This window comes from Methylobacter sp. BBA5.1 (assembly GCF_000746145.1).
GTDB classification, from domain to species: domain Bacteria; phylum Pseudomonadota; class Gammaproteobacteria; order Methylococcales; family Methylomonadaceae; genus Methylobacter; species Methylobacter marinus.
In genome coordinates this window covers 62,450-87,623 of sequence record NZ_JQKS01000026.1, presented here as the reverse complement: position 1 = coordinate 87,623, position 25,174 = coordinate 62,450, and the positions used below count along the sequence as shown (strand labels likewise).

The 25,174-nt window shown below is 53.8% G+C and carries 30 protein-coding genes; 10 read left to right on the top strand and 20 right to left on the bottom strand.

All coding sequences use genetic code 11. The features are described 5' to 3' along the window. The coding region (locus EK22_RS23755; RefSeq protein WP_152565127.1) for a sodium ion-translocating decarboxylase subunit beta at positions 1–95 on the top strand (95 nt) is incomplete at its 5' end. 99 nt (positions 96–194) lie between these two features. Here the strand turns inward: EK22_RS23755 and EK22_RS16255 are convergent. The 8 genes from EK22_RS16255 to EK22_RS16220 form a co-directional block, all read right to left on the bottom strand. Beyond that, entirely contained in the window at positions 195–1,010 is an 816-nt protein-coding gene (locus EK22_RS16255) for a PspA/IM30 family protein (protein ID WP_036252654.1), read from the bottom strand. Positions 1,011–1,357: 347 nt separating this feature from the next. Beyond that, on the bottom strand, positions 1,358–2,761 hold the full coding sequence (locus tag EK22_RS16250; protein ID WP_036252652.1) for an alanine/glycine:cation symporter family protein: 1,404 nt from the start codon (positions 2,759–2,761) through the stop codon (positions 1,358–1,360). Further along, positions 2,758–3,351, bottom strand: coding sequence for a DUF502 domain-containing protein (locus EK22_RS16245; protein WP_020159088.1), 594 nt, complete (start codon positions 3,349–3,351; stop codon positions 2,758–2,760). Before EK22_RS16245 ends, EK22_RS16250 begins: the two co-directional genes overlap by 4 nt. Positions 3,352–3,365: 14 nt before the next feature. Next, on the bottom strand, positions 3,366–4,088 hold the full coding sequence (locus EK22_RS16240; protein ID WP_036252650.1) for an anion permease: 723 nt from the start codon (positions 4,086–4,088) through the stop codon (positions 3,366–3,368). A gap of 154 nt (positions 4,089–4,242) precedes the next feature. Further along, positions 4,243–5,520, bottom strand: a complete 1,278-nt coding sequence (gene phoR, locus EK22_RS16235; RefSeq protein ID WP_036252648.1) for a phosphate regulon sensor histidine kinase PhoR — start codon at positions 5,518–5,520, stop codon at positions 4,243–4,245. 3 nt (positions 5,521–5,523) lie between these two features. After that, positions 5,524–6,216 (bottom strand): phosphate regulon transcriptional regulator PhoB, encoded by a 693-nt coding sequence (gene phoB / locus EK22_RS16230; protein WP_027147221.1) that lies wholly within the window; start codon positions 6,214–6,216, stop codon positions 5,524–5,526. A gap of 85 nt (positions 6,217–6,301) precedes the next feature. Beyond that, on the bottom strand, positions 6,302–6,766 hold the full coding sequence (locus tag EK22_RS16225; protein WP_036252645.1) for a nucleoside deaminase: 465 nt from the start codon (positions 6,764–6,766) through the stop codon (positions 6,302–6,304). A 97-nt stretch (positions 6,767–6,863) separates the two neighbouring features. After that, positions 6,864–7,538 carry a glycine-rich domain-containing protein gene (locus EK22_RS16220; protein ID WP_036252643.1) on the bottom strand — a complete coding sequence of 225 codons (675 nt, stop codon included), beginning with the start codon at positions 7,536–7,538 and terminating at the stop codon, positions 6,864–6,866. 151 nt (positions 7,539–7,689) lie between these two features. Here EK22_RS16220 and EK22_RS16215 point away from each other — a divergent pair, with 151 nt between their 5' ends. After that, a complete protein-coding gene (locus tag EK22_RS16215) occupies positions 7,690–9,054 on the top strand; it encodes an urease accessory protein UreH domain-containing protein (RefSeq protein WP_036252642.1) in 1,365 nt (454 codons plus the stop codon). 61 nt (positions 9,055–9,115) lie between these two features. On the opposite strand, the gene EK22_RS24340 is transcribed toward EK22_RS16215, so the two are convergent. The 4 genes from EK22_RS24340 to clpB all read right to left on the bottom strand — a co-directional run bounded on the left by EK22_RS24340 (position 9,116) and on the right by clpB (position 13,244). Continuing rightward, positions 9,116–9,340, bottom strand: a complete 225-nt coding sequence (locus tag EK22_RS24340; RefSeq protein ID WP_152565126.1) for a hypothetical protein — start codon at positions 9,338–9,340, stop codon at positions 9,116–9,118. Positions 9,341–9,575: 235 nt separating this feature from the next. Further along, positions 9,576–10,001 carry a secondary thiamine-phosphate synthase enzyme YjbQ gene (locus EK22_RS16205; protein ID WP_036252639.1) on the bottom strand — a complete coding sequence of 142 codons (426 nt, stop codon included), beginning with the start codon at positions 9,999–10,001 and terminating at the stop codon, positions 9,576–9,578. A gap of 25 nt (positions 10,002–10,026) precedes the next feature. Continuing rightward, a complete protein-coding gene (locus EK22_RS16200; protein WP_200882614.1) occupies positions 10,027–10,500 on the bottom strand; it encodes a nuclear transport factor 2 family protein in 474 nt (157 codons plus the stop codon). Between the two features lie 167 nt (positions 10,501–10,667). Then, positions 10,668–13,244: an ATP-dependent chaperone ClpB gene (gene clpB, locus EK22_RS16195; RefSeq protein ID WP_020159078.1), complete on the bottom strand. Its 2,577-nt coding sequence runs from the start codon at positions 13,242–13,244 to the stop codon at positions 10,668–10,670. Positions 13,245–13,514: 270 nt separating this feature from the next. Here clpB and EK22_RS16190 point away from each other — a divergent pair, with 270 nt between their 5' ends. The 5 genes from EK22_RS16190 (at position 13,515) to EK22_RS16170 (ending at position 16,137) form a co-directional block, all read left to right on the top strand. Then, positions 13,515–14,249, top strand: coding sequence for a DUF1538 domain-containing protein (locus EK22_RS16190; RefSeq protein ID WP_020159077.1), 735 nt, complete (start codon positions 13,515–13,517; stop codon positions 14,247–14,249). Beyond that, entirely contained in the window at positions 14,246–15,022 is a 777-nt protein-coding gene (locus EK22_RS16185) for a DUF1538 domain-containing protein (RefSeq protein WP_020159076.1), read from the top strand. Before EK22_RS16190 ends, EK22_RS16185 begins: the two co-directional genes overlap by 4 nt. An 8-nt stretch (positions 15,023–15,030) precedes the next feature. Continuing rightward, positions 15,031–15,381: a P-II family nitrogen regulator gene (locus EK22_RS16180; RefSeq protein ID WP_020159075.1), complete on the top strand. Its 351-nt coding sequence runs from the start codon at positions 15,031–15,033 to the stop codon at positions 15,379–15,381. Beyond that, positions 15,378–15,788 (top strand): CBS domain-containing protein, encoded by a 411-nt coding sequence (locus EK22_RS16175; protein WP_020159074.1) that lies wholly within the window; start codon positions 15,378–15,380, stop codon positions 15,786–15,788. The genes EK22_RS16180 and EK22_RS16175 overlap by 4 nt, the downstream gene beginning before the upstream one ends. A 145-nt stretch (positions 15,789–15,933) precedes the next feature. Beyond that, entirely contained in the window at positions 15,934–16,137 is a 204-nt protein-coding gene (locus EK22_RS16170) for a cold-shock protein (RefSeq protein ID WP_020159073.1), read from the top strand. A gap of 70 nt (positions 16,138–16,207) precedes the next feature. On the opposite strand, the gene EK22_RS16165 is transcribed toward EK22_RS16170, so the two are convergent. From EK22_RS16165 to EK22_RS16150, 4 genes are all read right to left on the bottom strand, one after another. After that, positions 16,208–16,621 (bottom strand): TM2 domain-containing protein, encoded by a 414-nt coding sequence (locus tag EK22_RS16165; RefSeq protein ID WP_036252637.1) that lies wholly within the window; start codon positions 16,619–16,621, stop codon positions 16,208–16,210. 65 nt (positions 16,622–16,686) lie between these two features. Beyond that, a complete protein-coding gene (locus tag EK22_RS16160; RefSeq protein ID WP_020159071.1) occupies positions 16,687–17,130 on the bottom strand; it encodes a universal stress protein in 444 nt (147 codons plus the stop codon). 8 nt (positions 17,131–17,138) lie between these two features. After that, positions 17,139–17,651 carry a hypothetical protein gene (locus tag EK22_RS16155; RefSeq protein ID WP_036252636.1) on the bottom strand — a complete coding sequence of 171 codons (513 nt, stop codon included), beginning with the start codon at positions 17,649–17,651 and terminating at the stop codon, positions 17,139–17,141. A 192-nt stretch (positions 17,652–17,843) separates the two neighbouring features. Continuing rightward, entirely contained in the window at positions 17,844–19,727 is a 1,884-nt protein-coding gene (locus EK22_RS16150; protein WP_036252635.1) for an ATP-binding cassette domain-containing protein, read from the bottom strand. A gap of 35 nt (positions 19,728–19,762) precedes the next feature. Between EK22_RS16150 and EK22_RS16145 the strand changes: the two genes are divergently transcribed. Continuing rightward, positions 19,763–19,942: a hypothetical protein gene (locus EK22_RS16145; protein ID WP_020159068.1), complete on the top strand. Its 180-nt coding sequence runs from the start codon at positions 19,763–19,765 to the stop codon at positions 19,940–19,942. Here EK22_RS16145 and EK22_RS16140 read toward each other — a convergent pair. Beyond that, complete coding sequence (locus EK22_RS16140) at positions 19,939–20,469, bottom strand: YcxB family protein (RefSeq protein ID WP_020159067.1); 531 nt, start codon at positions 20,467–20,469, stop codon at positions 19,939–19,941. The genes EK22_RS16145 and EK22_RS16140 overlap by 4 nt on opposite strands. 35 nt (positions 20,470–20,504) lie before the next feature. Continuing rightward, positions 20,505–21,806, bottom strand: coding sequence for an NAD(P)/FAD-dependent oxidoreductase (locus EK22_RS16135; RefSeq protein ID WP_020159066.1), 1,302 nt, complete (start codon positions 21,804–21,806; stop codon positions 20,505–20,507). Between the two features lie 228 nt (positions 21,807–22,034). On the opposite strand from EK22_RS16135, the gene EK22_RS16130 reads away from it, so the two are divergent. Continuing rightward, positions 22,035–22,370 (top strand): DUF2782 domain-containing protein, encoded by a 336-nt coding sequence (locus EK22_RS16130; RefSeq protein ID WP_020159065.1) that lies wholly within the window; start codon positions 22,035–22,037, stop codon positions 22,368–22,370. A gap of 11 nt (positions 22,371–22,381) precedes the next feature. Then, positions 22,382–23,422: a homoserine kinase gene (locus tag EK22_RS16125; protein ID WP_036252634.1), complete on the top strand. Its 1,041-nt coding sequence runs from the start codon at positions 22,382–22,384 to the stop codon at positions 23,420–23,422. Here EK22_RS16125 and EK22_RS23260 read toward each other — a convergent pair. Together EK22_RS23260 and EK22_RS16120 are read right to left on the bottom strand one after the other, a co-directional pair. After that, complete coding sequence (locus EK22_RS23260; RefSeq protein WP_051961933.1) at positions 23,307–24,188, bottom strand: fructosamine kinase family protein; 882 nt, start codon at positions 24,186–24,188, stop codon at positions 23,307–23,309. The genes EK22_RS16125 and EK22_RS23260 overlap by 116 nt on opposite strands. Positions 24,189–24,239: 51 nt before the next feature. After that, positions 24,240–25,043 carry an ABC transporter substrate-binding protein gene (locus EK22_RS16120; RefSeq protein ID WP_036252633.1) on the bottom strand — a complete coding sequence of 268 codons (804 nt, stop codon included), beginning with the start codon at positions 25,041–25,043 and terminating at the stop codon, positions 24,240–24,242. Positions 25,044–25,174: the final 131 nt, after the last annotated feature.

The window sequence follows — 25,174 nt, the reverse complement described above, 5'->3', positions numbered from 1 at the left end:
ACAACTTCCTGCTCATGCATGCCATGGGCCCGAACGTGGCCGGCGTCATCGGCTCGGCGGTCGCGGCCGGCATTTTGTTGAGTCTGGTGCAGTAACCGGCAACGGCCTTCGCTTAAACAAAAGCCCTGCCCGGCTACGCCGGGCAGGGCTTTTTTATCGCTTCCAGCAAATTGATTAAGTTCCGGTTACCAGGATCAATAAGTCACTTCTATGTTGTTATTGCCGTTCCAGAACGAAGAATTCTTGACGGCTTCCGCTATATATTCAACACCCCGGTTAATCAGCGCTTTTATTTGGCCGACCGACTTTTTCAGCCACGCCAAGGCATAAGAATAAACGTTCCGTCCCAAATCAGGCAGCATGGCAATTTGTTGTCTGCCAGGGTCGGCCAGCCATACCTGGAAAATGATCCGGCTTTGCGCGGGCAATGCCAGCAAGGCAACGACAGCTTCCTCATACCAGACTTTACAGGGATGGAGAATTTTTTGCTCGACCAGGCCCCGGACGGCTTTCAAATAACTGTAGGCTGAACCGATCTTTTCATGGACCAGCAGGTTGACAGGTTCGACGATGGCTTGCTCAAAATACCGCCTCGCTTGTTCGGGCCACTGTTTGACCAGCTCGGAATGACCCTGGATATTCTCGTGAATAACCGTCAGTCTTTTATTGACGACATCCCTGGTTTCATAAACCAATCGCTGCATGACCTCAATCCGCTGACGAATTTTCGCCAATGCCGGATTGATTATTTTTTCGTCCACGCCGTTTTTGATTTGAATCTTGCAACGGTCGATCCAGTTTACCGTTGTTTTCAATTGCGCGTTTTGCGCCTCAATCAGTTTTGCTTCCAGATCTAAAATTTGCGCATCGCGCTCGGTTAGCGACAATTTTAACCGGCTGATGACTTCCTTACTCGATTCCAACTCCGTGGAAAGTGTTGCAACCTGGTCTTCCAACCGGGTTAATTTAACTAATAAGCCGCCCGTGACGACACTGTCGTTAGTGTCCATAATGGCCCTCCCCTCATGTAATTATTTGTGTTTATTATATTTTTGCTAGTATGCGGGCTCATTCATAACAAGCAAAACCGGCAAAGTCAATCAAAAAAGCAGTTCGTGACAGAGCAGGCCGAGCGGCCCCTTACAGAGGCTGATAAACGGGCGGTTACTGCCCGCTCTTTTTGTGAATGCGCCGTCTCGCGCTGCGCTCAGTTGCAGTATCCTCTGGCCATCTGTCTCTGAGTAAGGTCGGTTAGTAATGAGCATGGAATAAATCAGGGAATTGTAGGTGCGAATGAATTCGCGCCTACACCGGAAATTCATCCGCATACCTGAGGAAGTTATTCTATGCGCATTCCTTAGTTATTGATTTCGTCCAGGCTGACTCGCTCGCCCGATAGCTCCGGCCGACTGCCGCTTTCGGCCGATTGCAAATACGCCTTGGTCACCCTGAACAGCACCGGGCTTAATAACCCCAAGGCCAGCAAATTCGGGATCGCCATGAGCCCGTTCATGACATCGGCCAACGACCAGATGACGGTCAGTTTGCCCATCGCGCCCAATGGAATCGCGCACAGCCATAACAAACGGTAGGGCTTGATGATCTTGACGCCGAACAGAAACTCGGCGCAACGTTCGCCGTAATAGCTCCAGCCCAGAATCGTCGTGTACGCGAACACGACCAGACCAAACACGACGATATAGCCGCCCCAGCCGGCCAGTCCGGTATTGAACGCCAGCGTGGAAAGCGCCGCGCCATTTTCGCCGCTGTTCCAGGCTCCGGTCATGACGATGACCAGGGCGGTCATGGTGCAAACGACCAGCGTATCGATAAAAGTGCCCAGCATCGAAATCATGCCCTGCTGGACCGGGTTGGCGGTTTTTGCCGCCGCCTGCGCAATCGGCGCGCTGCCCAGCCCCGCTTCATTCGAGAAGGCTCCGCGCGCCACGCCGTAGCGAATCGCGGCCCAAACCGCCGCGCCGGCAAAACCGCCGGTGGCGGCCGTGCCGCTGAAAGCGCTGTCGATGATCAGCCCCAGGGCGGCCGGCACTTTTTCCACGTCGAGCATGATAATGACCGCGGCCCCGGCAATATAGGATATGGCCATAAACGGCACCAGCCTGGCCGCGACATCGGCTATGCGATTGATGCCGCCCAGGATGACGAAGGCGGTCAGCACGGTCATGACCGCTCCGCTGAGCCATTCAGGTATCTGAAACATGGATTCGACCGCGTCGGCAACCGAATGGGCCTGCACCATGTTGCCGATACCGAACGAGGCCAGGGTGCCGAACAAAGCGAATGCGACAGCCAGCCATTGCCATCTCGCACCCAGGCCGTTCTTGATGTAATACATGGGGCCGCCGACATATTTGCCTAATTCATCGACTTCGCGGTATTTAACGGCCAGCACCGCCTCGGCATATTTGGTCGCCATGCCGAACAATGCCGTCATCCACATCCAGAACACGGCGCCCGGGCCGCCCAGAAAAATAGCCGTTGCGACACCGGCGATATTGCCCGTGCCGATCGTGGCCGATAACGCCGTCATCAAGGCGGCAAACGCGGTGATATCGCCTTCCTCGCCCGGCCTGGACTTGCGCCCGCGCCAGAGCAGTACAAAGGCATGCGGCGTCTTGCGCCACGGCAAGGCTTTCAGTCCTATGGTCAGATAAACGCCGATGCCCAGCAATAACGCCAGCATTACCGGTCCCCAAATCAGACCGCTGATCTGATTTAGCCAAGCTTCGATGATTTTCATGACGGCAGTTGACCTACTTCCGATCCCTTATCGAAATCGACCCCGACGCTGACGACAAAACTGGTGGCTTCTTCTATATTCATAGTGGATTTTATGATCTTTGACTTATCGACGATGATCGTAAACCCCGACGTCGGATTCGGAGAGGTCGGCACGAACAGCACATATTTGTCCTCAAACCGGTTGGTGACATAAGCAGGCACCCAGGCGCCCTCTTTTGGATATTCCACATACACCACTTCTTTCGCGATAGCCTTGTCATGGGAGGAGAACATATTCACCACTTTTTTAATAACCCTGTAAACGGTATTTAAAAAGGGAATTCTCTCGATAACATGTTCAAAAGCGGCAATAAACCAGGGGCGCCCCTGCTTGGCGATCTGACGGCCAATGGATACCAGGATAAAGAAACTGACTAAAAAAATCAGCAGCGTATACAAATAGCTGACCGAATAACCATACACCAGCAGAAACAGATCGGACACCAGTGCCTTTACAAACATGATAATTTGTAAAATCAAGACGATGGGAATAACCGCCAGAACCCCGATCAAAAAATAATTAAATAGCTTCTTGATTAACGCGCTCATTTTTCCTCCACTGCTTATAGGGATTTAATCAATAGTAAAATGCCTGATGCCAGTAAAAAGCCGGCAAATAGCCTATTGTATTTTTCATTATCAATTTTGCTGTACAGCATTTCCTCGGTCAGCAGGAATGTCACGACTCCCACCTGAAGAAAGCCGATATTGTCCGCGTAAGACACATCAAACTCATGCCGGATGAAAAACAACGTAGCCAGCTGAAACAGGGCAAAGGTTGCATAACAACTGGCCACGGTCGCGCGTATTTGGTGTTTTTGATACGGTTTGCTGTATACGATCGCGGTTAATAACGAGCCGCCGAGATTAGTCATGCCGTGCACGATTCCCATGACCGCCAGATAGGTTTTTTCATAATTGAACAGGGACTGCAGCGCTTTATCGATGGCCGGCGAAATATTTTTCAGCGCGACGAAAATAAGCAACCCACCCACCAGCAGGCTGATATTGATCTTGATGGCAGTGATGATCCATAGGAACAGGACGATGAAAGGGATACTGTAAATCAGTACGTTTTTGAAAAATCCGACATCGATATACCGGTAATGCTTCAATAGCTGCAGGGAACTGATCGCGATGGAAATAGGCAACAGTACCAGCAGCGTATTGATAAAGTCATACCCCAGCAGAAGCAGTATAGGCGTACCGAACAACAATACGCCAACACCGAAAACGGATTGAATGGTAGCGGTCAGAATGACCGTAAGCAGAATGTCGACCGGCATTGAGTTCCTCTTAATTGTTTTTGTTTGCCCGTCTCAATTATAAGCGAATTTATAAGCCCTGCCTGCCGAATTAAAATGCATGCCTATTGAGGAAGAACCATTGGAGGGAAGGAACAGCGAGGTATCGGCAGCGGCCGAAGCCGCTAAAACACGATCAGCGGCAAGCCCGCGTCACCGGAAAACAACAGCTGAAACAACTGCCCTTGCCCGGTTCGCTGACGATATTCAGCTTGGCGTCATGACGCATCAGCACGTGCTTGACGATAGCCAGGCCCAGCCCGGTGCCGCTGACCTTTTTGCTGCGCTTGACTTCCACCCGGTAAAAGCGTTCGGTGATGCGCGGAATTTCGGCGGCGACAATGCCTTCGCCCTGATCTTTGACATCCAGTATGACGGCGCTTTCGGACCGATGCCAACGTATTGTTACCGTGGAATCGTCAGGCGAATACTTCAGCGCATTGCCTAGCAGATTGGTGAAAGCGCTGCGCAATTCCTGTTCCTCGCCGGTAATGCGGGTATCGGTTTCGAGCAATAATTCGATGCGCCCGGCCGCCGTTTCCAGCGCATCGCTTTCCTTGCAAATCTGCTGTAATAATGCCGGAACATCGACACACTGCACTTTCTTCTGCTGCGTTTCCAAACGTGTCAGTAACAACAGGTCATCGACCAGATGCTGCATGCGTTCGGTCTGCCCCTGCATTTGCAGAACCGAATGCGTCAGTAATGGCGAATTGCCGTCATCCATGTCCCGCATGGTTTCCAGATAACCTTTCAATACCGTCAGCGGCGTTCTGAGTTCATGCGATACATTGGCAACGAAATCCTTGCGCATCCGCTCCATTTTTTTCAGCTGCGTGACATCCTGGGCCAACAGCAGCCGCAGACCGGCGCCATATTTAACGACCCGCACGGCCAGCGTTATACGGTGGTCCACCGGCGCGGGCAGGATAACCGCTTCATGGTAATTGCCGGATTTAAGGTAACGGATAAACTCAGGGAAACGGATCAGGTTGGGAATACGCTGACCTTTATCGGACTGATGGAGCCCCAGCACGTCCCGGGCCGCTTTATTGGTCCACTCGATTTCGTCGCTCGGGCCCAGCACTACGGCCGCATCAGGCAAGGCTTCCGTTGACTTGCGAAACTGATCCACCATTTTGCCCAGTTTCTTCTTGCGCTTTCTTTCGTTTTTTTTAATACGGTAAACATGGTGGTAAATATCTTCCCAGATACCGCTCACCCTGGGGTATTCGCCCCGCCCTCCCATGCTTATCCATCTTTCAAAGCGGCTGATCTGTAACAGCTGGCGAATCCAGAGCCCCAGCGTCAGCAGGAACATGAACAGCAGAATATGCCCGGTCAGACTGCCTGAGATCAGCGCAACCAGAAACAGCAGCAGCGCAAAGCCGATCTCCTTTTGCCAGACACTCATAAACTAGTGTGTCAATGAGAATCGGTAGCCGAAACCGCGCACGGTCTGAACCAGGTCCTCCCTGCCGTATTCGCCGAGGATTTTCCTCAGCCGGCGGATATGCACGTCGACCGTGCGCTCTTCGATATAGACGCTGCGCCCCCAGACCTGATCCAGCAACTGCGTGCGGTTGTACACCTTGTCGGGATGGGTCATGAAAAACTGCATCAGGCGGAACTCGGTCGGGCTCACGTCCAGCAGCCTGTCGCCGATGCTGAGGCGGTGCTGTTCGGTATCGAGCACCAGATCGCCCAGCTCGATTTGCGCTGAACCCTGAATTTTTCCGCTTCGGCGCAATACGGCGCGAACACGCGCTATCAGTTCCTTGGGGGAAAACGGTTTGGTCATGTAATCGTCGGCGCCGATCTCCAGTCCCCTGACCTTGTCTTCTTCCTCGCCGCGCGCCGTCAATAAAATAATCGGCAGTTCCCGATACGTTTGGTCTTTCTTCAGGCGCCTGGCCCATTCGACGCCGCTGAGGCCAGGCAGCATCCAGTCCAGCAGAATCAAATCCGGCAGATTTTCATCGAGGACTTTCTGCGCGTCTTCAGCATCGCTTGCCGCAACCGGCGCAAAGCCGGCCTGCTCCAGTACCATCATTAACATGCCTCTGATGGCGTCTTCATCTTCAACAATGAGAATCTTAAATCTAGACATAAAATGAGAAAGAAAACTAAATCGTTGTATTGTAGAGTGCCTTTGTTACCTTTTTATGACAACAAGCTCGACCTGTTCAATTGCGCTATGAAATTTCATGAAACATGCCCCTGGGCGCCTTATCAAACAAGGCATTGCACTCGGCTTCCAACAGGCCGCCAACGATGCGGCTGTTTCGGAACGGTGTTCTGGCAATGACTTCCTCGGCCCGGATTTCGATCTGCCACCAGTTCCGCTTTTGCAGATAGGGAATGGACGTGCCGTAATAGACCGTAGCGATGCCCGCCCACTCGATGGCGCTTTGACACATGGGACACGGCTCAGCCGTCGTATACAGGTCGAATAAGCTCCAGTCCGCTGAATGATGCGCCTGCGCGCAATGGTTGATGGCGACCATCTCGCCATGCCAGGTCGGATTCAGCACCGACTGATTAAGGCCTTCACCGACAATCTCGCCGGTCGCCCGCCGCACGATGACCGCGCCGAACGGAAACTCGGGAACCTGCAAAGCCAGCTCGATGGCTCTGCGCATGTAATCTTCGCTATTCATCTGTTCATCCCGTCTGTTCGCTGTTTAGCGAGTTTATTAATTTTCAAGCTCATTATAATTATAAAGCCACAAATTGACGGAGTCGCTGCGTTAATTTTTAATCGCCGCCGCCACACCCTCCCCCGCAACCGCCGTCGCTACTGCAACCGGAACTGTCCGCCGCCTCATCGGAAATGGCTCCAGAATCCCCCGCGCACCCCGATGAGCAGCCTATATGACTGGCGCAGTAAACGCCAGTCCCGCTTGCGCCCCGGTCACAATGCAATTGATAGGTGAACCCGTCGGGAATATTCAACATACTGTCGATGGCAAAAATCAAAGGCAGCTTGGCCGGTTTTTTCGGATCAATCTTTTCATGGATGCATGCCAGGCGCCAGGCTCTTTTTATGCCGACCCTGGCCCGGGTCGGCGTTGCCATGGCCTCGGCGGGCGTATGATGCAAAAAGTAGCCGAACGCGCGCCGGCAAAAATCGCCATAAACCCTCGTCGACAGGATGAATTCATGCCAGGCATCGTCGACTACCCGGGACGGCATGGAGACCAGTTTGCGCTTGCTTCGCAAGCACATCAGAAAATAGTTCCTCAGCGCCTGCATAACCAGTTCAATCTCCTGCCCTGTCAACCCGGGATGCTTTTGTGTTAATTTACTGACGATGCCCTTATGGAAATCATAGCCGGTTATGTATTGTTCGCGCCTGGCCGAAGCGGCCCGCTTGGCGCTAAACCATACCACCGTTGCCACAACCGCTAAAACGATAAGAATTAAAGTCATAGTGATAAATTAATCCGTTAAATGGTGATGCCAGCTTATCAATTTACAAACTCGATTGCACTGCCGGATACGATCTCAACATTCGGTCGCATTGGTAAACCCCGCTACACGCCTATATAATTCATTAGTTACTAATGTTCTTAAGTTCAATATGAAACCCAAACATTACGAACTGCCTGTCACCGGCATGCAATGCGCGGAATGCGAAAACCATATTGTCGAGGCCGTTGCTGAACTCCCCGGCATTATCAAGGCCCGGGCCAGCTTTACCGATGAAACGCTGACATTGGACCTGGACGACGACATCATATCGCTGAAAACAGTTTGCGCGGCAGTCAAGTCGGTCGGCTATGAATGCTCGAACCGCGCCCGGCATAAACCGGCCGGGCTGGGCAGACGCTTGTTCCTGATCGTCATTGCCATAGCGGGCATCATACTGCTGCTGCAATTGAACAAATGGGTACAGCTCGATTTGTCCCTGGAAGACATTGGACAAACGGCCAATTACGGCTTGCTGTTTCTGGTCGGCGTGTTGACCAGCTTCCATTGCATCGGCATGTGCGGCGGTTTTGTCATCAGTTATACAGTGGCGGGCACAAACTCGGGCAAGCCTGCTTATCTTAACCACCTGCTTTACGGCCTGGGCAAAACGCTGTCCTATTCCGGTTTTGGCGCCTTGTTCGGGTTGATCGGCGGCGCCCTCACCTTTACGCTGGGCATGCGCAGCATGGTCTCGGCCGTAGCGGGCGTATTTTTGATGCTTTACGGCTTGAGCATGATGGATGCCTTCAGCGGCTTGAGGCGCCTGCATCTGCGCCTGCCGACGTTCATTAACCGTTTTTTGGTTCATCGACGCCAGCGCACATCCAATCCCTTCATCATCGGTCTTCTGAACGGCCTGATGATCGCCTGCGGCCCCTTGCAAGCCATGTATATCATGGCCGCGGGCACGGGCAGCGCCTTGACCGGCGCGACGCTGCTGGCCGTATTCGCGTTGGGTACGCTTCCCGTCATGCTGGCATTCGGCTACTTCGCCGGCATGATTTCCAGCAATGCCACGCGGCGGTTCATGAAAATCTCCGCCATCATCATCCTGCTGCTCGGCGCGGCCATGCTCAACCGCAGCCTCCTGATCTCAGGCACCGGCTATGATGTCAATTCACTGCTGTCGAGGGCGTCGCAAGCGTTAAAAGCACACTTTATGACCTGGCAGCATGACCATGCCGATGCCGGATCGCACCTACAAGAAGGCTATCAGGTTATTTATATGGAAGCCGAGGCGATGGCCTACAAACCGGACGAATTCACCCTGCGCTATGGCGTTCCGGTCAAATGGATCATCAACGTCAAGGAACTGTCCAGTTGCAATAAAAGAATCATCATTCCGGCGCTGGAGATGGGCATCGACCTGAAGCCCGGCCTGCAAGTCGTCGAATTCACACCGCGGCAAGTGGGTGCGATCAGCTGGAGCTGCTACATGGGCATGATACCGGGGACGTTTATCGTGAAGAAATGATGCAGCGGCTAAGTCCAGTCCCTACCGGCATCTGAATCAATGTTCCGCGTAACATCAAATACTAATGCCGATCGAACCAAACACGTTTACCATGTCCATCGACATGTTTACAAAGCAACTCCAAATAATCACCATGAATGAGGCCAACTTTATAGTGATGATCAGGGTTCAAATCGTAATGGCTCAAGTCATGGACAATGAGAGGCATCTCCTCACTATCTATGTAACCCGTGCTTACAACTTCGTTTCTTTCCAGATCTTTAATTTCTACTTTGTGAGTTTCCATAATATTCGCTCTTTAAAGTCAATGAGAAAAATTACAGGATTCATGATTAAAAACCGGTTTTCCTGAACTTTTAGAAAAGAAACTCTGGTTACGGTTCAAACTCGTAAGCGTTTACCCCAGCGTGCAGATGGGGCTGGAACCCTGGCGGAAACCCGGCAGGCCCTCCTGATGTGGAAATCAGCAACCGGCCTTCAAGCTGTTTGCTGATTTCCATGTCTGAAAAAATGTGGACACATCATCCGCCCTCTCCCTGAATAGTCGCCACCAGACTGCGGCTGCCGCCATGGTTTCGATATTCGCACAGATAAATGCCTTGCCAGGTGCCCAGGTTCAGCCTGCCGTTGGTGATGGGAATGGTCAAGGTGGCGCCCAGGATGCTGCTTTTTAAATGGGCGGGCATGTCGTCGCTGCCTTCGTAGTCGTGCCGATAGTAAGGCTCGTCTTCCGGCACTGATTTGTTGAAGAAACTCTCAAAGTCCTGCCGTACCGTTGGATCGGCATTCTCGTTAATGGTGAGCGAGGCAGAGGTATGCTTCAGCAATATATTCAGCAACCCGCACCGGATACTCCGCAGCTCCGGTATGGCGCTGAGCACTTCATCGGTGACAAGGTGAAAGCCGCGGGGCCGCGCTTTCAGCCTAAATTCTTTTTGAATCCACATGGTAAGCCCTTAAATAGAAAAATGGCTACAGGCCGAGTTCGCTGAGCCCCGGATGGTCATCGGGCCGGCGTCCCTGGGGCCAGCGGAATTTGCGTTCCGATTCCTTTATGGGCAGGTCGTTGATGCTGGCAAAGCGCTTTTGCATCAGGCCGCTCTCATCGAATTCCCAGTTTTCGTTGCCGTAAGAGCGGAACCAGTCGCCGGCGTCATCATGCCATTCATAGGCGAAGCGCACCGCGATGCGGTTATTTTCATACGCCCAGAGTTCCTTGATCAGCCGGTATTCCTGTTCGCGAACCCATTTGCGCTGCAAAAACTGGATGATGGCCTCGCGGCCGCACGGAAACTCGGCCCTGTTGCGCCACTGGCTGTCTATTGTATAAGCCAGTGCGACGCGCTCCGGGTCGCGGCTGTTCCAGGCGTCTTCAGCCATGCGGACCTTCTGCATGGCGGTTTCGCGCGTGAAAGGCGGCAGTGGCGGTCTGACTTCATTATTCATGGTTATTTTCTCCAATGATACGCTGCAAGGTTATTATCTGCTGTTAGACATGGATTATCCTCTTGCCGCGCCAAGCATCGCTGCCCTTATCCCGCTTCCGTTAAGTCGACTGAATTAGGCTGCGGCAATTTTGGATGGACAGCATTACGCTGCCCACCCGATAGCGTTTAGCCTTTCAAAAACACCAGCTGGTCATTTTGCACATCCACCTTGACCACATCGCCGGCTTCAAATTTGCCGGCCAGGATTTCCTGGGCCAGCGGGTTTTCCAGCTGATGCTGGATGGCCCGTTTCAGCGGCCGTGCGCCGTAAACCGGATCGAAGCCCGCTTCGCCCAGTTTTTCGAGCGCCGCCGTGCTGATCTCGAAGCCGATTTCGCGGTCCTGCAGCCGCCGGCGCAGATAATCGATCTGGATTTCGGAGATGGCCCGGATGTGATCACGGCCGAGCGGATGGAAAACGACCGACTCGTCGACCCGGTTGATAAACTCGGGCCTGAAGTGCAGGCCGACGATCTCCATGACCGCGGCTTTCATCTCGGCGTAATGCGCCTCGCCGGCCAGTTCCTGAATACGGTCCGAAGCCAGGTTCGAAGTCATGACGATGACGGTGTTCCTGAAATCCACGGTCCGGCCCTGGCCATCGGTCAGGCGGCCGTCATCCAGCACTTGCAGCAGCACATTGAAGACGTCGGGATGGGCTTTTTCGATTTCATCCATCAGGATGACCGAATACGGCTTGCGCCGGACCGCTTCGGTCAGGTAACCGCCTTCCTCATAGCCGACATAGCCCGGAGGCGCGCCGATCAAACGCGCGACGGAGTGCTTTTCCATGAATTCGGACATGTCGATGCGGATCATCGCATCGGCCGTGTCGAACAGGAACTCGGCCAGGGCCTTGCACAATTCGGTCTTGCCGACGCCGGTCGGACCGAGGAACAGGAACGAGCCGTTCGGCCGGTTCGGATCGGACAGGCCGGCTCGCGACCGGCGGATGGCGTTACTGACCGCTTTCAGCGCCTCTTCCTGGCCGACCACGCGCTTACTGAGCGCGTCTTCCATGTGCAGCAGTTTTTCGCGCTCGCCTTCCATCATTTTGGAAACCGGTATGCCGGTCCATTTCGACACGACTTCGGCGATTTCCTCTTCGGTGACCTTGTTGCGCAGCAAGGTCATTTTATGCGGCTCGGTCGATGCCGCCGTATTGAGCTGTTTTTCCAGCGCCGGAATGATGCCGTACTGCAGTTCCGACATGCGCGCCAGATCGCCCGCGCGGCTGGCCGCCTCCAGTTCGATCCGGGACTGATCCAGCTTTTCCTTGATCGACGCGGTGCCCTGCAGCGAGGATTTCTCGGCTTTCCAGATTTCCTCCAGGTCGGAGTACTCTTTTTCCACCTCGGCAATTTCTTCCTCGAGAATCTCCAGGCGTTTTTTGGATGCCGGATCGGCTTCTTTTTTCAACGCCTCGCGTTCTATTTTCAGCTGGATCAGGCGCCGGTCCAGTTTGTCCATGGCTTCCGGCTTGGAGTCGATTTCCATGCGGATGCGGCTGGCCGCCTCGTCGACCAGATCGATGGCCTTGTCGGGCAATTGCCGGTCGGCGATATAACGGTAGGACAGACTCGCGGCCGCGACGATGGCCGGGTCGGTGATGTCGACGCCGTGGTGGACTTCGTATTTCTCTTTCAGCCCGCGCAGAATCGCGATCGTGTCCTCGACGGACGGCTCGTCGACCAGCACTTTCTGGAACCGGCGCTCCAGGGCCGCGTCTTTTTCGACATATTTGCGGTATTCATCGAGCGTGGTCGCGCCGACGCAGTGTAGCTCGCCGCGCGCCAGGGCCGGTTTCAGCATGTTGCCGGCATCCATGGCGCCTTCGGCCTTGCCGGCGCCGACCATGGTATGCAGCTCGTCGATGAACAGGATGATCTGGCCTTCCTGTTTGGCCAGATCGTTCAGGACGGCTTTCAGGCGTTCCTCGAACTCGCCGCGGAATTTGGCGCCGGCGATCAGCGCCGCCATGTCCAGCGCCAGCACGCGTTTGCCCTTGATGCCTTCCGGCACCTCGCCGTTGACGATGCGCTGCGCCAGGCCTTCGACGATCGCGGTCTTGCCGACGCCGGGCTCGCCGATCAGGACCGGGTTATTCTTGGTGCGGCGCTGCAACACCTGAATGGTGCGGCGGATTTCGTCGTCGCGGCCGATCACCGGATCCAGCTTGCCGGCCTCGGCGCGCTCGGTGATGTCGATGGTGTATTTTTTCAGGGCCTGCCGCTGGTCCTCGGCATTGGGGTCGTCGACCGTCTGGCCGCCGCGCATGGCATCGATGGCTTTCTCGACAGCCTGCTTGGTGACGCCGGCTTTATTAAGGAGATTCTGCAGCGCGCCTCTTTCGTCCAGCGCCGCCAATAAGAACAGTTCGCTGGAAATGTAGGCGTCGTTACGCTTCTGCGCCAGTTTGTCGGTCAGGTTCAGCAATCGGCTCAATTCATTGGAAATCTGCACATCGCCGCCCGAGCCGCTGACCGTGGGGAGCCGGTCAATCTCTTTGTTCAGCTCGGCCCTCAAAGTGTGGGGATTGACACCGACCTGGGTCAGCAGCGGCTTGATGCTGCCGCCTTCCTGATCCAGCAAGGCAAGCATGACGTGCACCGGCTCGATGAACTGATGGTCTTTGCCCAAGGCCAGACTTTGAGCATCGGCCAGCGCCATCTGGAACTTGCTGGTTAGTTTATCCATCCGCATGTTGTTGTACCTCAGATAATTTTTTAAGTTAATGCTAACATAGGGGTAATTCGGCCGTTTTCAAGCCAGATATGTTAATTAATAACGGATGTTACGCAGGCGCAGGGTCAAATTCATAGGCGATGTAGGTTATCTTCCCCGGGACACGAGAAAGATTTATACGTAATACCTGTTAATGACCGGCATTATTCCAGCCTCAAGCACGGCTTGATTTATAGCGGGATTGTTGATTAACTTGATCAGATTAATGAGGAAGAATTTATCTTAAATATGCGATTTCTGAACCACCCGTTTATCAAGCAGCTATTCAGCAGCTTTCTGGATCTGTTGCCGATCCTTGCTGTCGTGATTATCTTTCAGGTTTTCGTAATTCAGCTGCCCATTCCCGATGTATCCGATTTAGTTATCGGCACGCTTTTGGTAGTGCTCGGCCTCACCTTGTTCGTTCAAGGTCTGGAACAAAGCCTGTTTCCGCTGGGAGAGTCGATGGCCCATGCGTTCGCCCGCAAAGGCAGTGTGTTCTGGCTATTGTCCTTCGCCTTCTGTCTGGGTTTTAGCGCGGCGATTGCCGAACCGGCACTCATAGCCATTGCCGAGAAAGCCGCCAATATAGCCGGCACGGGAGGACTTATTGAACAGACTGAGGCTGCCAAGGACAGTTATGCATTAGGGCTACGAATTATCGTCGCCCTGTCCATCGGTTTCGCTATTTTAATAGGCATACTCAGAATTATCCGCGGCTGGCCGGTCTATTACCCGGTTTTCCTGGGTTTTGGCGGCGTTGCAGTCATGACGCCTTTTGCACCTGCGGAGATCGTAGGCATCGCCTATGACTCAGGCGCTATCGCCACATCCACCATTACCGTGCCGCTGGTGACCGCGCTCGGCGTCGGCCTGGCCACGGCCATCAAAGGCCGCAACCCGGTAACGGACGGCTTCGGGCTTATCGTCTTCGCAGTATTGATGCCGATGATTTCCGTCATGGCTTACGGGATGATCATATGATTGAATGGTCAATACATTTGCTAACTGAACTGCTGAAAACCTGCCGGGATATTCTGCCTATCGCGGCAACGATTATCGGTTTTCAGCTATGGGTAATTCGAAAGCCCCTGGCACATCCCAAAAGAACGCTGATAGGTTTTTTCTATGTCCTGCTTGGCATCGTTGTTTTTCTGGAGGGTTTGGATATGGCCTTGTTCCCGCTTGGGAGTCTGATGGCATCTCAGCTGACTTCGCCTGAATTCCTGGGCATCAATCCTACCAACCAACCTGTATCCTGGTTCGCCTATTTTTGGGTGTATGTTTTTGCCGGCAGTATCGGTTTCGCCACAGCTTTAGCCGAGCCTGCCCTGCTGGCGGTTGCCATCAGAGTCGAACAAATTTCAGGCGGAACCATCAATGCCTGGGGATTGCGAATCGCGGTTGCCTTGGGAGTTGCTTTGGGCTTGGCTTTGGGTACATTCCGGATTGTCACCGGCCTGGACCTCTCTTTGTTCATTATTGCGGGCTACGGCATCGTTGTCATACAAACGTACTTTGCGCCCAAGATGATTATCGGCCTGGCATATGACTCCGGCGGCGTGACTACCTCGATGGTCACCGTGCCGCTGGTTACGGCCCTGGGTCTGGGACTGGCCGAAGCCATACCCGGCCGCAACCCGTTATTGGATGGCTTTGGCCTGATCGCCTTTGCCAGCCTGTTTCCTATCATTGCTGTACTGGGTTATGCGCAAATTGCACACTGGCTCGCCAGCAGAACTTCTTCTAAATCCTGAGGTTAACCATGCATTTCAAACTAATTATCGTGCTTGTCGATGATGATAAAACCGATCTGGTGCTTGAAACGGCGCGTAAAAACGGCGCCAAGGGCGCAACCGTTGTCAATAACGCCCGCGGCGAAGGCCTTAATCAATCCAAGACTTTTTTTGGCCTGACGCTGGAGACACAACGCGATGTTCTGCTGTTGTTGGTGGAAGAGCATCTGAGCCGGCATATTCTCGAGACTGTCGCGCAAGCCGCCCAATTTGACAGCCGGCCCGGCACCGGCATCGCTTTCCAGATCGATGTCGAGGATGCCATTGGCGTCATGCATCAGGTCGAAGAATTAACCCATGAAATCGAGGACAAGATATGAATGACAACAAGCCAATAACCCGCGTCAGGGATATCATGAAAACCCAGGTCGGCACCATTGACGGCATTGCCACCGTCTCCGATGCCCTGAAAAAAATGAAAACACTTAAAACCTCCGTGCTGATCGTCAACAAGCGCCATGATGACGATGAATTCGGCATGATCACGTCCGGCGACATAGCCCGCCATGTGCTGGCGAAAGACCGCGCCCCGGAACGGGTCAACGTCTATGAAATCATGACAAAACCGGTGCTCAGCGTGCCGCCGGATATGGATATTCGCTACTGTTCGAGATTGTTCGCCAATTATAATCTGGTCAGGGCGCCGGTCGTTGAAAATAAAGAAGTGATCGGCATGGTAAGCCCCAATGCACTGGTGCTGGACGGGCTCTATAAAATTTTCCAATAGATGGCATCCAGCTAAAAATAACAGTACAATAGCCCGCGATCAGAAGGCAGATGTTGAGTTAGGGATCCCTAGGTTGTTAGGTTGTCCGGTTATCAATGTTTTAGTTCTGTGTTAACCGTAAGTTATTTTTTCAGGAGTTTTCAAAATGGCAACAGGCACTGTAAAGTGGTTTAATAACACAAAAGGTTTTGGATTTATTGAACCTTCAGAAGGTAGCGAGGATGTTTTCGTTCACCATTCGGTTATTCAGGGAGAAGGTTTTAAAACATTGTCTCCAGGCCAAACAGTCATCTTTGACATCGAATCTGGTCCAAAAGGCTTAACCGCCGCTAACGTGCAGCCTAAATAAGGGATTGCATTCAGATTCCGAAAGGCCCTGATGAGTCATCATCCGGGCCTTTTTTATAGCGGTCGGCAAGCTATTTTAAAGGACGGCCCTTGGCGTCCTTGTCCAGCTGCCCGCCAAAAAGCAGAACCCCTTCAACAAACCCCCAGAGCAAACCGAACCCGCCTGTTACAAAAGTCAGCGCCAACTGGGCCAGGCCAATCCAATAATATCCCAGGTAAAAGCGATGGGCGCCGATGCCGCCTAAAACCAGCCCCAGCACGGCCGCCAGATACCGGTATTTAACGGCTTCCGGTTTGGCCAGATACGCCCCCACCAGGTTCACGTTGACGGCCGCATTGCCCTCCGCCTCAAAACTGACATCATCGCCTGTTTCCGGCAATGCCGCCGCCACCCAGTCATCGGCCTTGAATTCAAACAATGCCTCATCGCTTTTTATGACCCCGGTTTTTGCCTCAGGATCATAGCTTTCAATTTGTCCAATCATTTATAGTTACCTTTCAATATAAGGGCGCTTTATTAGTTTTTAGTCAGGTGCGCCCAATCATTTTTTTACTCATTTTTCAAACGCACGGCCAGCACATCACAATGCGCGTGATGCAATACGCCGTTTGCCGTCGAACCGAGCAGCAACGCCAAGCCATGCCGGCCATGCGAGCCGACGACAATCAAATCGACGCCGGTTTCCTCGGCTATCCGGATTATTTCCAGCTTCGGGCTGCCGACCGCAATGCACCGGCGATCCTCGGCGATACCAAGCGTTTCGGCCAGGGTGGCCAATCTGCTTTTTGCCGCCGTCATCAGTTCTTCGGTCAAGTCCAGATCGAACGGAATAACCGGCCCATAGGCCGCATCGGTCAGCGGCAGATTGTCCACGACGTGCACGATGCTCAGCTTTGCCTGATATTTGTCAGCCAGATCCTTCGCTCTATTTGCGACTTCCTCTCCGTGCTTGGAAAAGTCGGCCGCCAATAATATATGTTTATACTCTCCCATGATGCCTCCTATTCAATGCCGGCCGCTTCAGGAAACAACAAGGCCATTACCTGATACGATGCCAGTAAGTATAAAAACGCCAGCCCCAAGCCAAACATTAATGTCTGGTCCAGCGCATGGCGGATAATATGACCGGTAATCGCCCAATGCCAGATCATCAGACCTATCATGACTGAAAACGCCAATAAAGTCATGCCCCCGGTCATCATTGAAGCAACCCCGGGCATGGCGAAAAAACTGATCATGGCGTCCGTGCCCAATAGCGCGGAGGTGGTTTGATAGAACCGTGCCCGCTTATGTCCGAAGTACAGCATGGTCCAGCTGAATCCGACCACGAGCAGGATGCCAGCGCCGACCATCAGCAAGGTATAAAGCCGGCTGACGCCGATATTGATCATCAAAAAATTGACCAGGGCATAAACCACTACGGTTATGCGTAGCAGCCAGGGCGAATAGGGCAAATGCTGCGGCCCTTTCCTGAACAGGCAGATATCAAACAACAGCTTTATGATTTCAAACATTATCTTCCTTCCTGATGCGCGTTAAACCTCGGCAATATTTATTATTATTGGCCAGCATCGACTCAAGCAGAAAGTCCGTCTATTCAATAGCTGAAAGGGATTCGCAATGCGTACCCCACGACTTGACAATGCCCTCGTTCATGGTCCCATGCTTTAAGTTGATGATGCTGTCTTTATTTCGCTTACCCGGCTTTATTTAGCCTCTTCCAGCCTTTCCTCGGCTTCCATCCAGGCGGCTTCGGCTTCATCCAGCGCCTTGTCGACCTGTGCTTTCCGCTCCATCAGTTTTTTCAAGCGCTCCTTTTCCGAATCGGTATAGATTGCGGGATCGGCCAACTGCAGTTCCAGTTGCCGCTGTTCGGCATGATATTTTTCAACGGCCTGCTCGGCTTTTTTCAGCGCATCGAACAAGGGCTTGAATTTCTGTCGGCGTTCCGCGTCCAGTTTTCTCTGGTCTTTGCGCGAAACAGTCGGCGCGGCTTCGGCCACGGCTTTTTCCTCGCCTTTTTTCTGCTCGGCCAGCCACAGGCGGTAATCATCCAGATCGCCGTCGAACGACCTCGCCCTGCCGTCGGCCACCAGCAGCAGCTGATCGGTCACCGAACGCAGCAAGTGCCGGTCATGGGATACGACCACGATAGCACCTTCGTAGTCCTGCAATGCCACACTCAAGGCATGGCGCATTTCCAGGTCCAGGTGGTTGGTCGGCTCGTCGAGCAGCAGTAGATTAGGATTTTGATAAACCAGCATTGCCAGGACTAGGCGCGCTTTTTCGCCGCCGGAAAAAGGCTTGACCGCCTCCAGAACCTTGTCGCCCTGAAAGTCGAAACCGCCCAGGAAATTACGCAAATCCTTCTCGTTGGCCTGACTATCCAATTTTTGCAGATGCCACAATGGACTCTCATCCGTGCGCAATTGTTCCAGCTGATGCTGGGCAAAGTAGCCGATTCTCAGCGCGTCCGCTTCCAGCCGTGTTCCCGATAACGGCGGCATGGTGCCGGCCAGCACTTTGATCAGGCTGGATTTTCCGGCGCCGTTCGGACCCAGCAGGCCGATGCGATCGCCCGGCGATATCGACAGGCCGGCCTGTTCGATCACGCGCGTCTGACCATAGCCGATATCGGCCTTATCCAGTATCAATAAGGGGTTGGGCATTCTGCCGGGCTTTGGAAAGCTGAAGTTGAACGGCGAATCGACGTGCGCCTGCGCGATCAGCTCCATTCTTTCCAGGGCCTTGATGCGGCTCTGCGCCTGCCGCGCTTTCGTGGCTTTGGCCTTGAACCGGTCGACAAAGCTTTGCATATGGGCGATTTCGCGTTGCTGCTTCAGGTAGGCGGATTGCTGCTGCGCCAGCTTTTCGGCGCGCATTCTTTCGAAGGCCGAGTAATTGCCGGTATAGATTTCGGCCTTGCTCTGCTCGATATGCACGATATGATCGGTGATGGCGTCGAGAAAGTCGCGGTCATGCGAGATCAGCAGCAGCGTGCCGGGATATTTGCACAGCCAGTCCTGCAGCCAGATCACGGCATCAAGGTCCAAATGGTTGGTCGGCTCGTCAAGCAGCAGGACATCGGAGCGGCACATCAGGGCCTGGGCCAGGTTGAGGCGCATGCGCCAGCCGCCCGAAAACGAACTGACCGGGTTCCGTTCCTGATCGGCCGTAAAGCCCAGGCCGCTCATCAGCCGGGAGGCCCGCGCCTGAGCCGTATAACCGCCGATGGTGTCCAGTGTCGCGTGCAGCTGCGCCTGCTTCAAGCCGTCATCGGCCTGTTCGGCGGCGGCCAGTTGCTGTTGCAGATGTCTTAATTCGCGGTCGCCGTCGATGACATAATCGATGGCCGAGCAGCCGACGGCCGGCGTTTCCTGCGCCACATGCGCGATTTCCAGGTCCGGCGGCATGGAAAAATCGCCCTCGTCCAGGTGCAGTTCGTTCCGAAGCAGCGCAAACAGGCTGGACTTGCCGACACCATTGGCACCGGTCACCCCGACCTTCTGCCCCTTGTGGATAGTGAACGAGGCATTGGCGAACAACACCCGGGCGCCCCGGCGCAACGAAATATTTTTAAAATTCAACATGAAAGTACAGCGTTAAAATCAGCTAAAATAGCCAGATGAAAAACAAATCCCGCAAGCCACCGCATCCCTTGTTCAGGCCGCAAGATAGATATTATGTCAATGAACAGGGCTGGTGGTTTTATACCGTCGACATGATCAGCGGACCGTATAAAACCAAACCTGACTGTGTGGATGCCTGCCGTTATTACATTCAAAAAAGAGATGCCGGCCTTTAACTCGCTCTTTCTATCATTTTTTCCACCTGTTCGGCGAATTGTTCCAGATTGCCTTTTTTCACCGTTTCCACGGGAATAACCAGGGCCGTATTCAAATCGACATAAATATAGACATAGCGCTTGCCGTATTCGACCCGCACCAGGTCCTCCCAGGCCATTTTATGCTTGCCGCTGGGCGATTTCTCCAGCAGGTATTTCGGGTTGGCCGGATCGATGGTCAAGGTATAAGTCCCGAACATGTTGACCTTTTCCTTGTTGGTGTAATTGGCCAATATCTGCCGGCGCAAATCCAGCATCATGATCTTGGGCGACAGTAGTCCCCACAGAACGGCGATAATCATGACATAACCTGCCGACATCATGTCCCGGTAATAGATGTAATAGAAAAAACCCACCAGCGCCAGGATGCCGGGGACGATCAGACGGTTTTTCCGGATGTTTTTTTGTATTTCCTCGGACCTTGTAAACTGTAATTCATTAAAATGGATCAGGTCTTCTTCGCGGAACTCGTATTCAATTTCTAACATGATAATTTCTGGTAAATTTAAAAAATAAGGCGCTGTTAATGCATTTTTATTTTTGCATGCGCGCTGCGTCTGAACAGATTGGAAAGGGTCAGCATCGCCGTCCTGAAATAGCCGTGTATCGCCACCTGGTGCATTTTATAAAGCGACAGATAAACCACGCGTGCAATGAAACCGCCGACGCTGACCGAGCCCATCAGATTGCCCATCAAATTGCCGACCGTGGTGTATTTGCCCAACGCAACCAGCGAGCCGTAATCGCGATAAACATAGTTGACCGGCGGGCGGCCGTTTAACCGGTTGACAAGGGTTTTGTATAGCGCCGATGCCTGCTGATGGGCGGCCTGCGCCCGGGGCGGGACATTTTCATCATGGTCGGGCCAGGGGCAGGCGGCGCAATCGCCCATTGCGAAAATAGCGTCATCGCTGGTTTTCAGCGTTTGATCGACCACCAGCTGGTTGATGTGATTGGTTTCCAGTCCGTCCAGTTGTTTCATCCAGTCCGGCGCTTTAATGCCCGCGGCCCAGACTTTAAGGTCGGCTTCGATCATTTCTCCGTCATGGGTTTTGATGCCCTCCTTCGTCACCTCGACCACGCGGCGGCCCATCTTAAGATCGATGCCCAGCTTGATCAACTGCTGTTGCGTCGCGATCGCCAGTTTGCTCGGCAAGGCCGGCAGCAATTGGGTCGCCGCCTCGATAATGGTCAGCTTGACGTTGCTGGATTCATCCAGCCCATAAACGGCCAGCAGATCGGTGACTTCATGCAGTTGGGCCGACAGCTCAACCCCGGTGGCGCCGGCGCCGACAATGGCGATCGACAGCGGTTTATTGTCGGTGTTGCTGCCGGCATGGCTCTTCATATAGGCTTCAACCAGTTGCTTTTGAAACTTGAACGCCTGTGAAGTCGTATCCAGAAACATGCAGTGCTCGGCCACGCCTTTAATGTTAAACGTGTTACTGACGCTGCCGACCGACATGACCAGCGTGTCGTAGCTGAAAGTGCGCCGGGGGATCAGTTCTTCGCCTTTATCGCCCAGGGTCGGACTGACATAAATTTCCTTTTTCCTGCGGTTCAGGCCCTCCATTCGGCCCAGCCTGAAACGGAAATGATTGCGATGCGCCTGATTCAGATATTCGATTTCTTCGGTTTCGCCGAGTGTGCCGGCGGCCACTTCGTGCAACAGCGGTTTCCAGATATGCGTCGATGAAGCATCAAGGAGCGTGATTTCAACCAGCCCTTTTTTGCCTAATTTATTGCCGAGACGGGTAGCCAGCTCAAGACCCGCGGCCCCGCCCCCCACAATCACTATTTTATGTTTTTCGTTATTGTCAGCCATTGTTATCCCCCAAAATGTCCGCCCGAACTGAACGGACCTGAAAAACCAACCCCTCGTTATATGCGCTCTGTGCATATTGCCGAATCGCACAGGCTCTTTTTTACGGCATTATAGCGAATCAATGTACCGGCGACTGATTTTGCTCATATTCAAGCTTGCTTTTAATCAAGCAAACCGCTGCAAACTGTAATAAGATAGGCCAGTTTTTATTCTCAATGAGGCACGACCATGCGCCGTTTTATATTTCTTGGCCTTGTGGCCTTTCCAGCTTTTGCTGTTGATGAGCAACCGCCCAGAATTGAGGCCGTACCGGAAGTGCCCGAACCGCCCATGCCCGTGCAAAGCGGTGAGACGCTCGAACCCGATATCACCATTATCCGCAAAGGCAAGCAGACCATACAAGAATATCGCCGGGGCGGCAAACTATATATGGTCAAGGTCATACCGGATATCGGCCCGCCTTATTATTTTCTGGATACCAATAATGACGGCAAAATGGATGTGCGCCGCGATGACGCCAACAGAGAGGGCAACATCAACATGTGGAAACTGCTGGAATGGTAACAATATAACCGGTGTCTGTTTATACGCCCGTAACCCGCCAACAACTCGAACGCTTCTTCAGCACTTACAGCCTCGGCAAAGTCATCGATTTCGAAGGAATCAAAGACGGCATTGAGAACACCAATTATTTCGTCACGACCACGCGGGGCCGCTTCGTCCTGACCCTGTTCGAGTCGCTGACGGCTAAAGACCTGCCGTCGTTCATGGCGTTAATGACGTATCTGGACAAAAACGCAATTCCCTGCCCCCGTCCCTTGTCCGGCCTGCAAACGAATCCGCTGCGCGTGCTGAACGGCAAACCGGCGGCGCTGTTCAAGCGCCTGACGGGCAGCGCCGTCGACTCGCCATCGATCGCGCATTGCCGGCAGATCGGCCTGCACCTGGCAGGTCTGCACCGCTCCACGCAAGACTACGTGTTTCCGGTAAACAACCACCGAGGGCTGGACTGGTGCCAACGCGTGTTCGCGGAAATCGGCCCGTCCTTATGCCCGGCGGACCGGGCCTTGATCGGCGATGAACTGCGTGTTCAACGCCAATACCGCACGGACCGTCTGCCGCGCGGTGTTATTCATGCCGATCTGTTCACGGACAATGTCCTGTTCGCGGACGGGCAACTCAGCGGCCTGCTGGATTTCTACAGCGCCTGCACCGATACGCTGCTGCTCGATATCGCGATTACGGCCAATGACTGGTGTTGCGACAGCGGCACCGTGAATCCGGAAAAATTCATGGCTTTGCTGTCGGCTTATGAATCCCTGCGGCCGCTGGACGCGCTGGAAAAACAGCGCTGGCCGCTGATGCTCAGAGTCGCCGCTTTACGCTTCTGGCTATCGCGGCTACTGCATCGGCTACAGCCGCGTCCCGGCGAAATAACCCAGCAGAAAGACCCGCTGGTTTTCAAGCATATTCTGGAACAGCACCGGCGGCAAACGCCGGCTATCCCACCTCGGCCTGCAGCTGGGCCATCATGCTCTCGGTCTGGCGCAGGTAACCGCCGCCGAACAGATTCAGGTGATTCAGAATATGGTACAGATTGTACAGCGTCTTCCTGACACGGTAGCCGTCATCCAAGGGCCAGGCATCCCGATAGGCGGCATAAAAATCCCGGCCGAAACCGCCGAACAGTTCGGTCATGGCCAGGTCGGCCTCGCGATCGCCGTAGTAACAGGCCGGATCGAAGATAACGGGAAGCCCCTGCTTGTCCACGGCGGCATTGCCGGCCCATAAGTCGCCGTGCAGCAGGGCAGGTTCGGGCGCGTAACCGTCAAACAAGGCGTCCAGATCGCCGAGCAGCCGCTCGCCGCTCGCTTGCAGCCGGCCGCCGTGACCATTCGCCGCCGCCAGTTGCAACTGAAAGCCCAGGCGTTGCTCGCGCCAGAAGCCCGGCCAATCGGGGTATTGCCCGTTGGGCTGCCGCGTGCTGCCGATCGTGTTGTCGCGGTGCCAGCCGAAATACGGCTGTTTCACGGCATGCAGGCGTGCAAGCTGCTGACCCAGCAGTCGCTCGGAGGCCCTGTTCGATGAGCCGAACTCAATGTTTTCCAGCACCAGAAAGGCATGATCGGTCGTGCTGCCGGCAGTGATGGCCGCCGGCACGCGCAGGGCTTGCGTCGATGCCAGTTCCTTGAGCCCTTCGAATTCGGCCTCGAACATAGCCGCCAGGCCGGCGCGATTGAGCTTCACGAAATAGCTCCTGTCCCGCCCTTGCAGCCGAAACGTGGAATTGATATCGCCGCCGCCCACGGCTTGTGACGATAAGACCGTAAAAGGCTGCCCTGTCGCCGCCTCGATGTGTTCTGAAATAGTCTGCCAATTCATGATTACCTGCCAGGTTGCCAAAATACTCTTCAAAAACGGGCTTATTTGCCGTTATTGCACGGCATCGGGCGTGAATAACGCCTGGCCGTCTTTTTTAAAGGAACGAATAATGGCCTGTCCCTCTTCGCCGGTGATGAAATCGATATATTGCCTGGCCAGATCATAATTCACATGCGGGAAGCGCGCAGGATTAACGGCTATGACATGATAAGGGTTCAGCAGGTTCTCGCCGCCCTCGAATACGATGACCAGGTCGGTTTTGTCCTGATACGCGATAAACGTGCCTCTGTCGGCCAGGGCATAAGCCTGTTTTTCATCGGCCATTTTCAACACCGCGCCCATGCCCTGCCCGGCCGATACATACCAGCTGCCTTTCGGTTCCATACCGGCCGTCCGCCACAATTCCCGTTCTTTCTTGTGCGTGCCTGAATCATCGCCTCGGGAAATAAAAGGCGCGGCGGCACGGCTGATTTTCAAAAAGGCTTCCGCCGCCGATCCGGACGCCTTCACGGCCGCGATATCGGCTTTGGCGCCGACCAGGACAAAATCGTTATGCATGACGGCCTTGCGGTCGACGCCGAAGCCGGCATTGACGAAGGCTTCCTCGGCCTTGGGCGCATGCACGAAAACCACATCCACATCGCCGTTTTCGCCCAGTTTCAAGGCCTTGCCGGTACCGACCGCAATGACATCCAGGCGCGCACCGTATTTTTTTTCGAAAACCGGATTCAATACCTGCAGCAGCCCCGAGTTCTCGGTGCTGGTCGTCGTCGACATACGCAGTATGCTTTCGGCGTTGACCCGAGCGGTAAATAATATGGCGCACAGTGCCAATCCTATGGTTATTTTTTTCATGGTTTGAAAGCCTGTCGTTTGAATGAGAAATTCTGTCACTTCACCATCTTGCCGAAGTGACCGCCTTGCATAGTTTACTGATAAAATGGCGTTTTGTTTCCGTAATACCGGCCTTATGACCCATATTTTTC

Excerpts from the sequence above, each read along its gene's own strand:
- EK22_RS16130 (WP_020159065.1), top strand. The coding sequence starts at position 22,035 with ATGCGCCGTTTTATATTTCTTGGCCTTGTGGCCTTTCCAGCTTTTGCT.
- clpB (WP_020159078.1), bottom strand. The coding sequence starts at position 13,244 with ATGCGGATGGATAAACTAACCAGCAAGTTCCAGATGGCGCTGGCCGAT.
- EK22_RS16140 (WP_020159067.1), bottom strand. The coding sequence starts at position 20,469 with ATGTTAGAAATTGAATACGAGTTCCGCGAAGAAGACCTGATCCATTTT.
- EK22_RS16160 (WP_020159071.1), bottom strand. The coding sequence starts at position 17,130 with ATGGGAGAGTATAAACATATATTATTGGCGGCCGACTTTTCCAAGCAC.
- EK22_RS16245 (WP_020159088.1), bottom strand. The coding sequence starts at position 3,351 with ATGAGCGCGTTAATCAAGAAGCTATTTAATTATTTTTTGATCGGGGTT.
- EK22_RS16170 (WP_020159073.1), top strand. The coding sequence starts at position 15,934 with ATGGCAACAGGCACTGTAAAGTGGTTTAATAACACAAAAGGTTTTGGA.
- phoR (WP_036252648.1), bottom strand. The coding sequence starts at position 5,520 with ATGAGTGTCTGGCAAAAGGAGATCGGCTTTGCGCTGCTGCTGTTTCTG.
- EK22_RS16135 (WP_020159066.1), bottom strand. The coding sequence starts at position 21,806 with ATGGCTGACAATAACGAAAAACATAAAATAGTGATTGTGGGGGGCGGG.
- EK22_RS16255 (WP_036252654.1), bottom strand. The coding sequence starts at position 1,010 with ATGGACACTAACGACAGTGTCGTCACGGGCGGCTTATTAGTTAAATTA.
- EK22_RS16120 (WP_036252633.1), bottom strand. The coding sequence starts at position 25,043 with ATGAAAAAAATAACCATAGGATTGGCACTGTGCGCCATATTATTTACC.
- EK22_RS16145 (WP_020159068.1), top strand. The coding sequence starts at position 19,763 with ATGAAAAACAAATCCCGCAAGCCACCGCATCCCTTGTTCAGGCCGCAA.
- EK22_RS16165 (WP_036252637.1), bottom strand. The coding sequence starts at position 16,621 with ATGATTGGACAAATTGAAAGCTATGATCCTGAGGCAAAAACCGGGGTC.
- EK22_RS16220 (WP_036252643.1), bottom strand. The coding sequence starts at position 7,538 with ATGACTTTAATTCTTATCGTTTTAGCGGTTGTGGCAACGGTGGTATGG.
- EK22_RS16240 (WP_036252650.1), bottom strand. The coding sequence starts at position 4,088 with ATGCCGGTCGACATTCTGCTTACGGTCATTCTGACCGCTACCATTCAA.
- EK22_RS16250 (WP_036252652.1), bottom strand. The coding sequence starts at position 2,761 with ATGAAAATCATCGAAGCTTGGCTAAATCAGATCAGCGGTCTGATTTGG.
- EK22_RS16155 (WP_036252636.1), bottom strand. The coding sequence starts at position 17,651 with ATGTTTGAAATCATAAAGCTGTTGTTTGATATCTGCCTGTTCAGGAAA.
- EK22_RS16215 (WP_036252642.1), top strand. The coding sequence starts at position 7,690 with ATGAAACCCAAACATTACGAACTGCCTGTCACCGGCATGCAATGCGCG.
- EK22_RS16180 (WP_020159075.1), top strand. The coding sequence starts at position 15,031 with ATGCATTTCAAACTAATTATCGTGCTTGTCGATGATGATAAAACCGAT.
- EK22_RS16175 (WP_020159074.1), top strand. The coding sequence starts at position 15,378 with ATGAATGACAACAAGCCAATAACCCGCGTCAGGGATATCATGAAAACC.
- EK22_RS16225 (WP_036252645.1), bottom strand. The coding sequence starts at position 6,766 with ATGAATAGCGAAGATTACATGCGCAGAGCCATCGAGCTGGCTTTGCAG.
- EK22_RS24340 (WP_152565126.1), bottom strand. The coding sequence starts at position 9,340 with ATGGAAACTCACAAAGTAGAAATTAAAGATCTGGAAAGAAACGAAGTT.
- EK22_RS16190 (WP_020159077.1), top strand. The coding sequence starts at position 13,515 with ATGCGATTTCTGAACCACCCGTTTATCAAGCAGCTATTCAGCAGCTTT.
- EK22_RS23260 (WP_051961933.1), bottom strand. The coding sequence starts at position 24,188 with ATGAATTGGCAGACTATTTCAGAACACATCGAGGCGGCGACAGGGCAG.
- EK22_RS16185 (WP_020159076.1), top strand. The coding sequence starts at position 14,246 with ATGATTGAATGGTCAATACATTTGCTAACTGAACTGCTGAAAACCTGC.
- phoB (WP_027147221.1), bottom strand. The coding sequence starts at position 6,216 with ATGTCTAGATTTAAGATTCTCATTGTTGAAGATGAAGACGCCATCAGA.
- EK22_RS16200 (WP_200882614.1), bottom strand. The coding sequence starts at position 10,500 with ATGAATAATGAAGTCAGACCGCCACTGCCGCCTTTCACGCGCGAAACC.
- EK22_RS16205 (WP_036252639.1), bottom strand. The coding sequence starts at position 10,001 with ATGTGGATTCAAAAAGAATTTAGGCTGAAAGCGCGGCCCCGCGGCTTT.
- EK22_RS16150 (WP_036252635.1), bottom strand. The coding sequence starts at position 19,727 with ATGTTGAATTTTAAAAATATTTCGTTGCGCCGGGGCGCCCGGGTGTTG.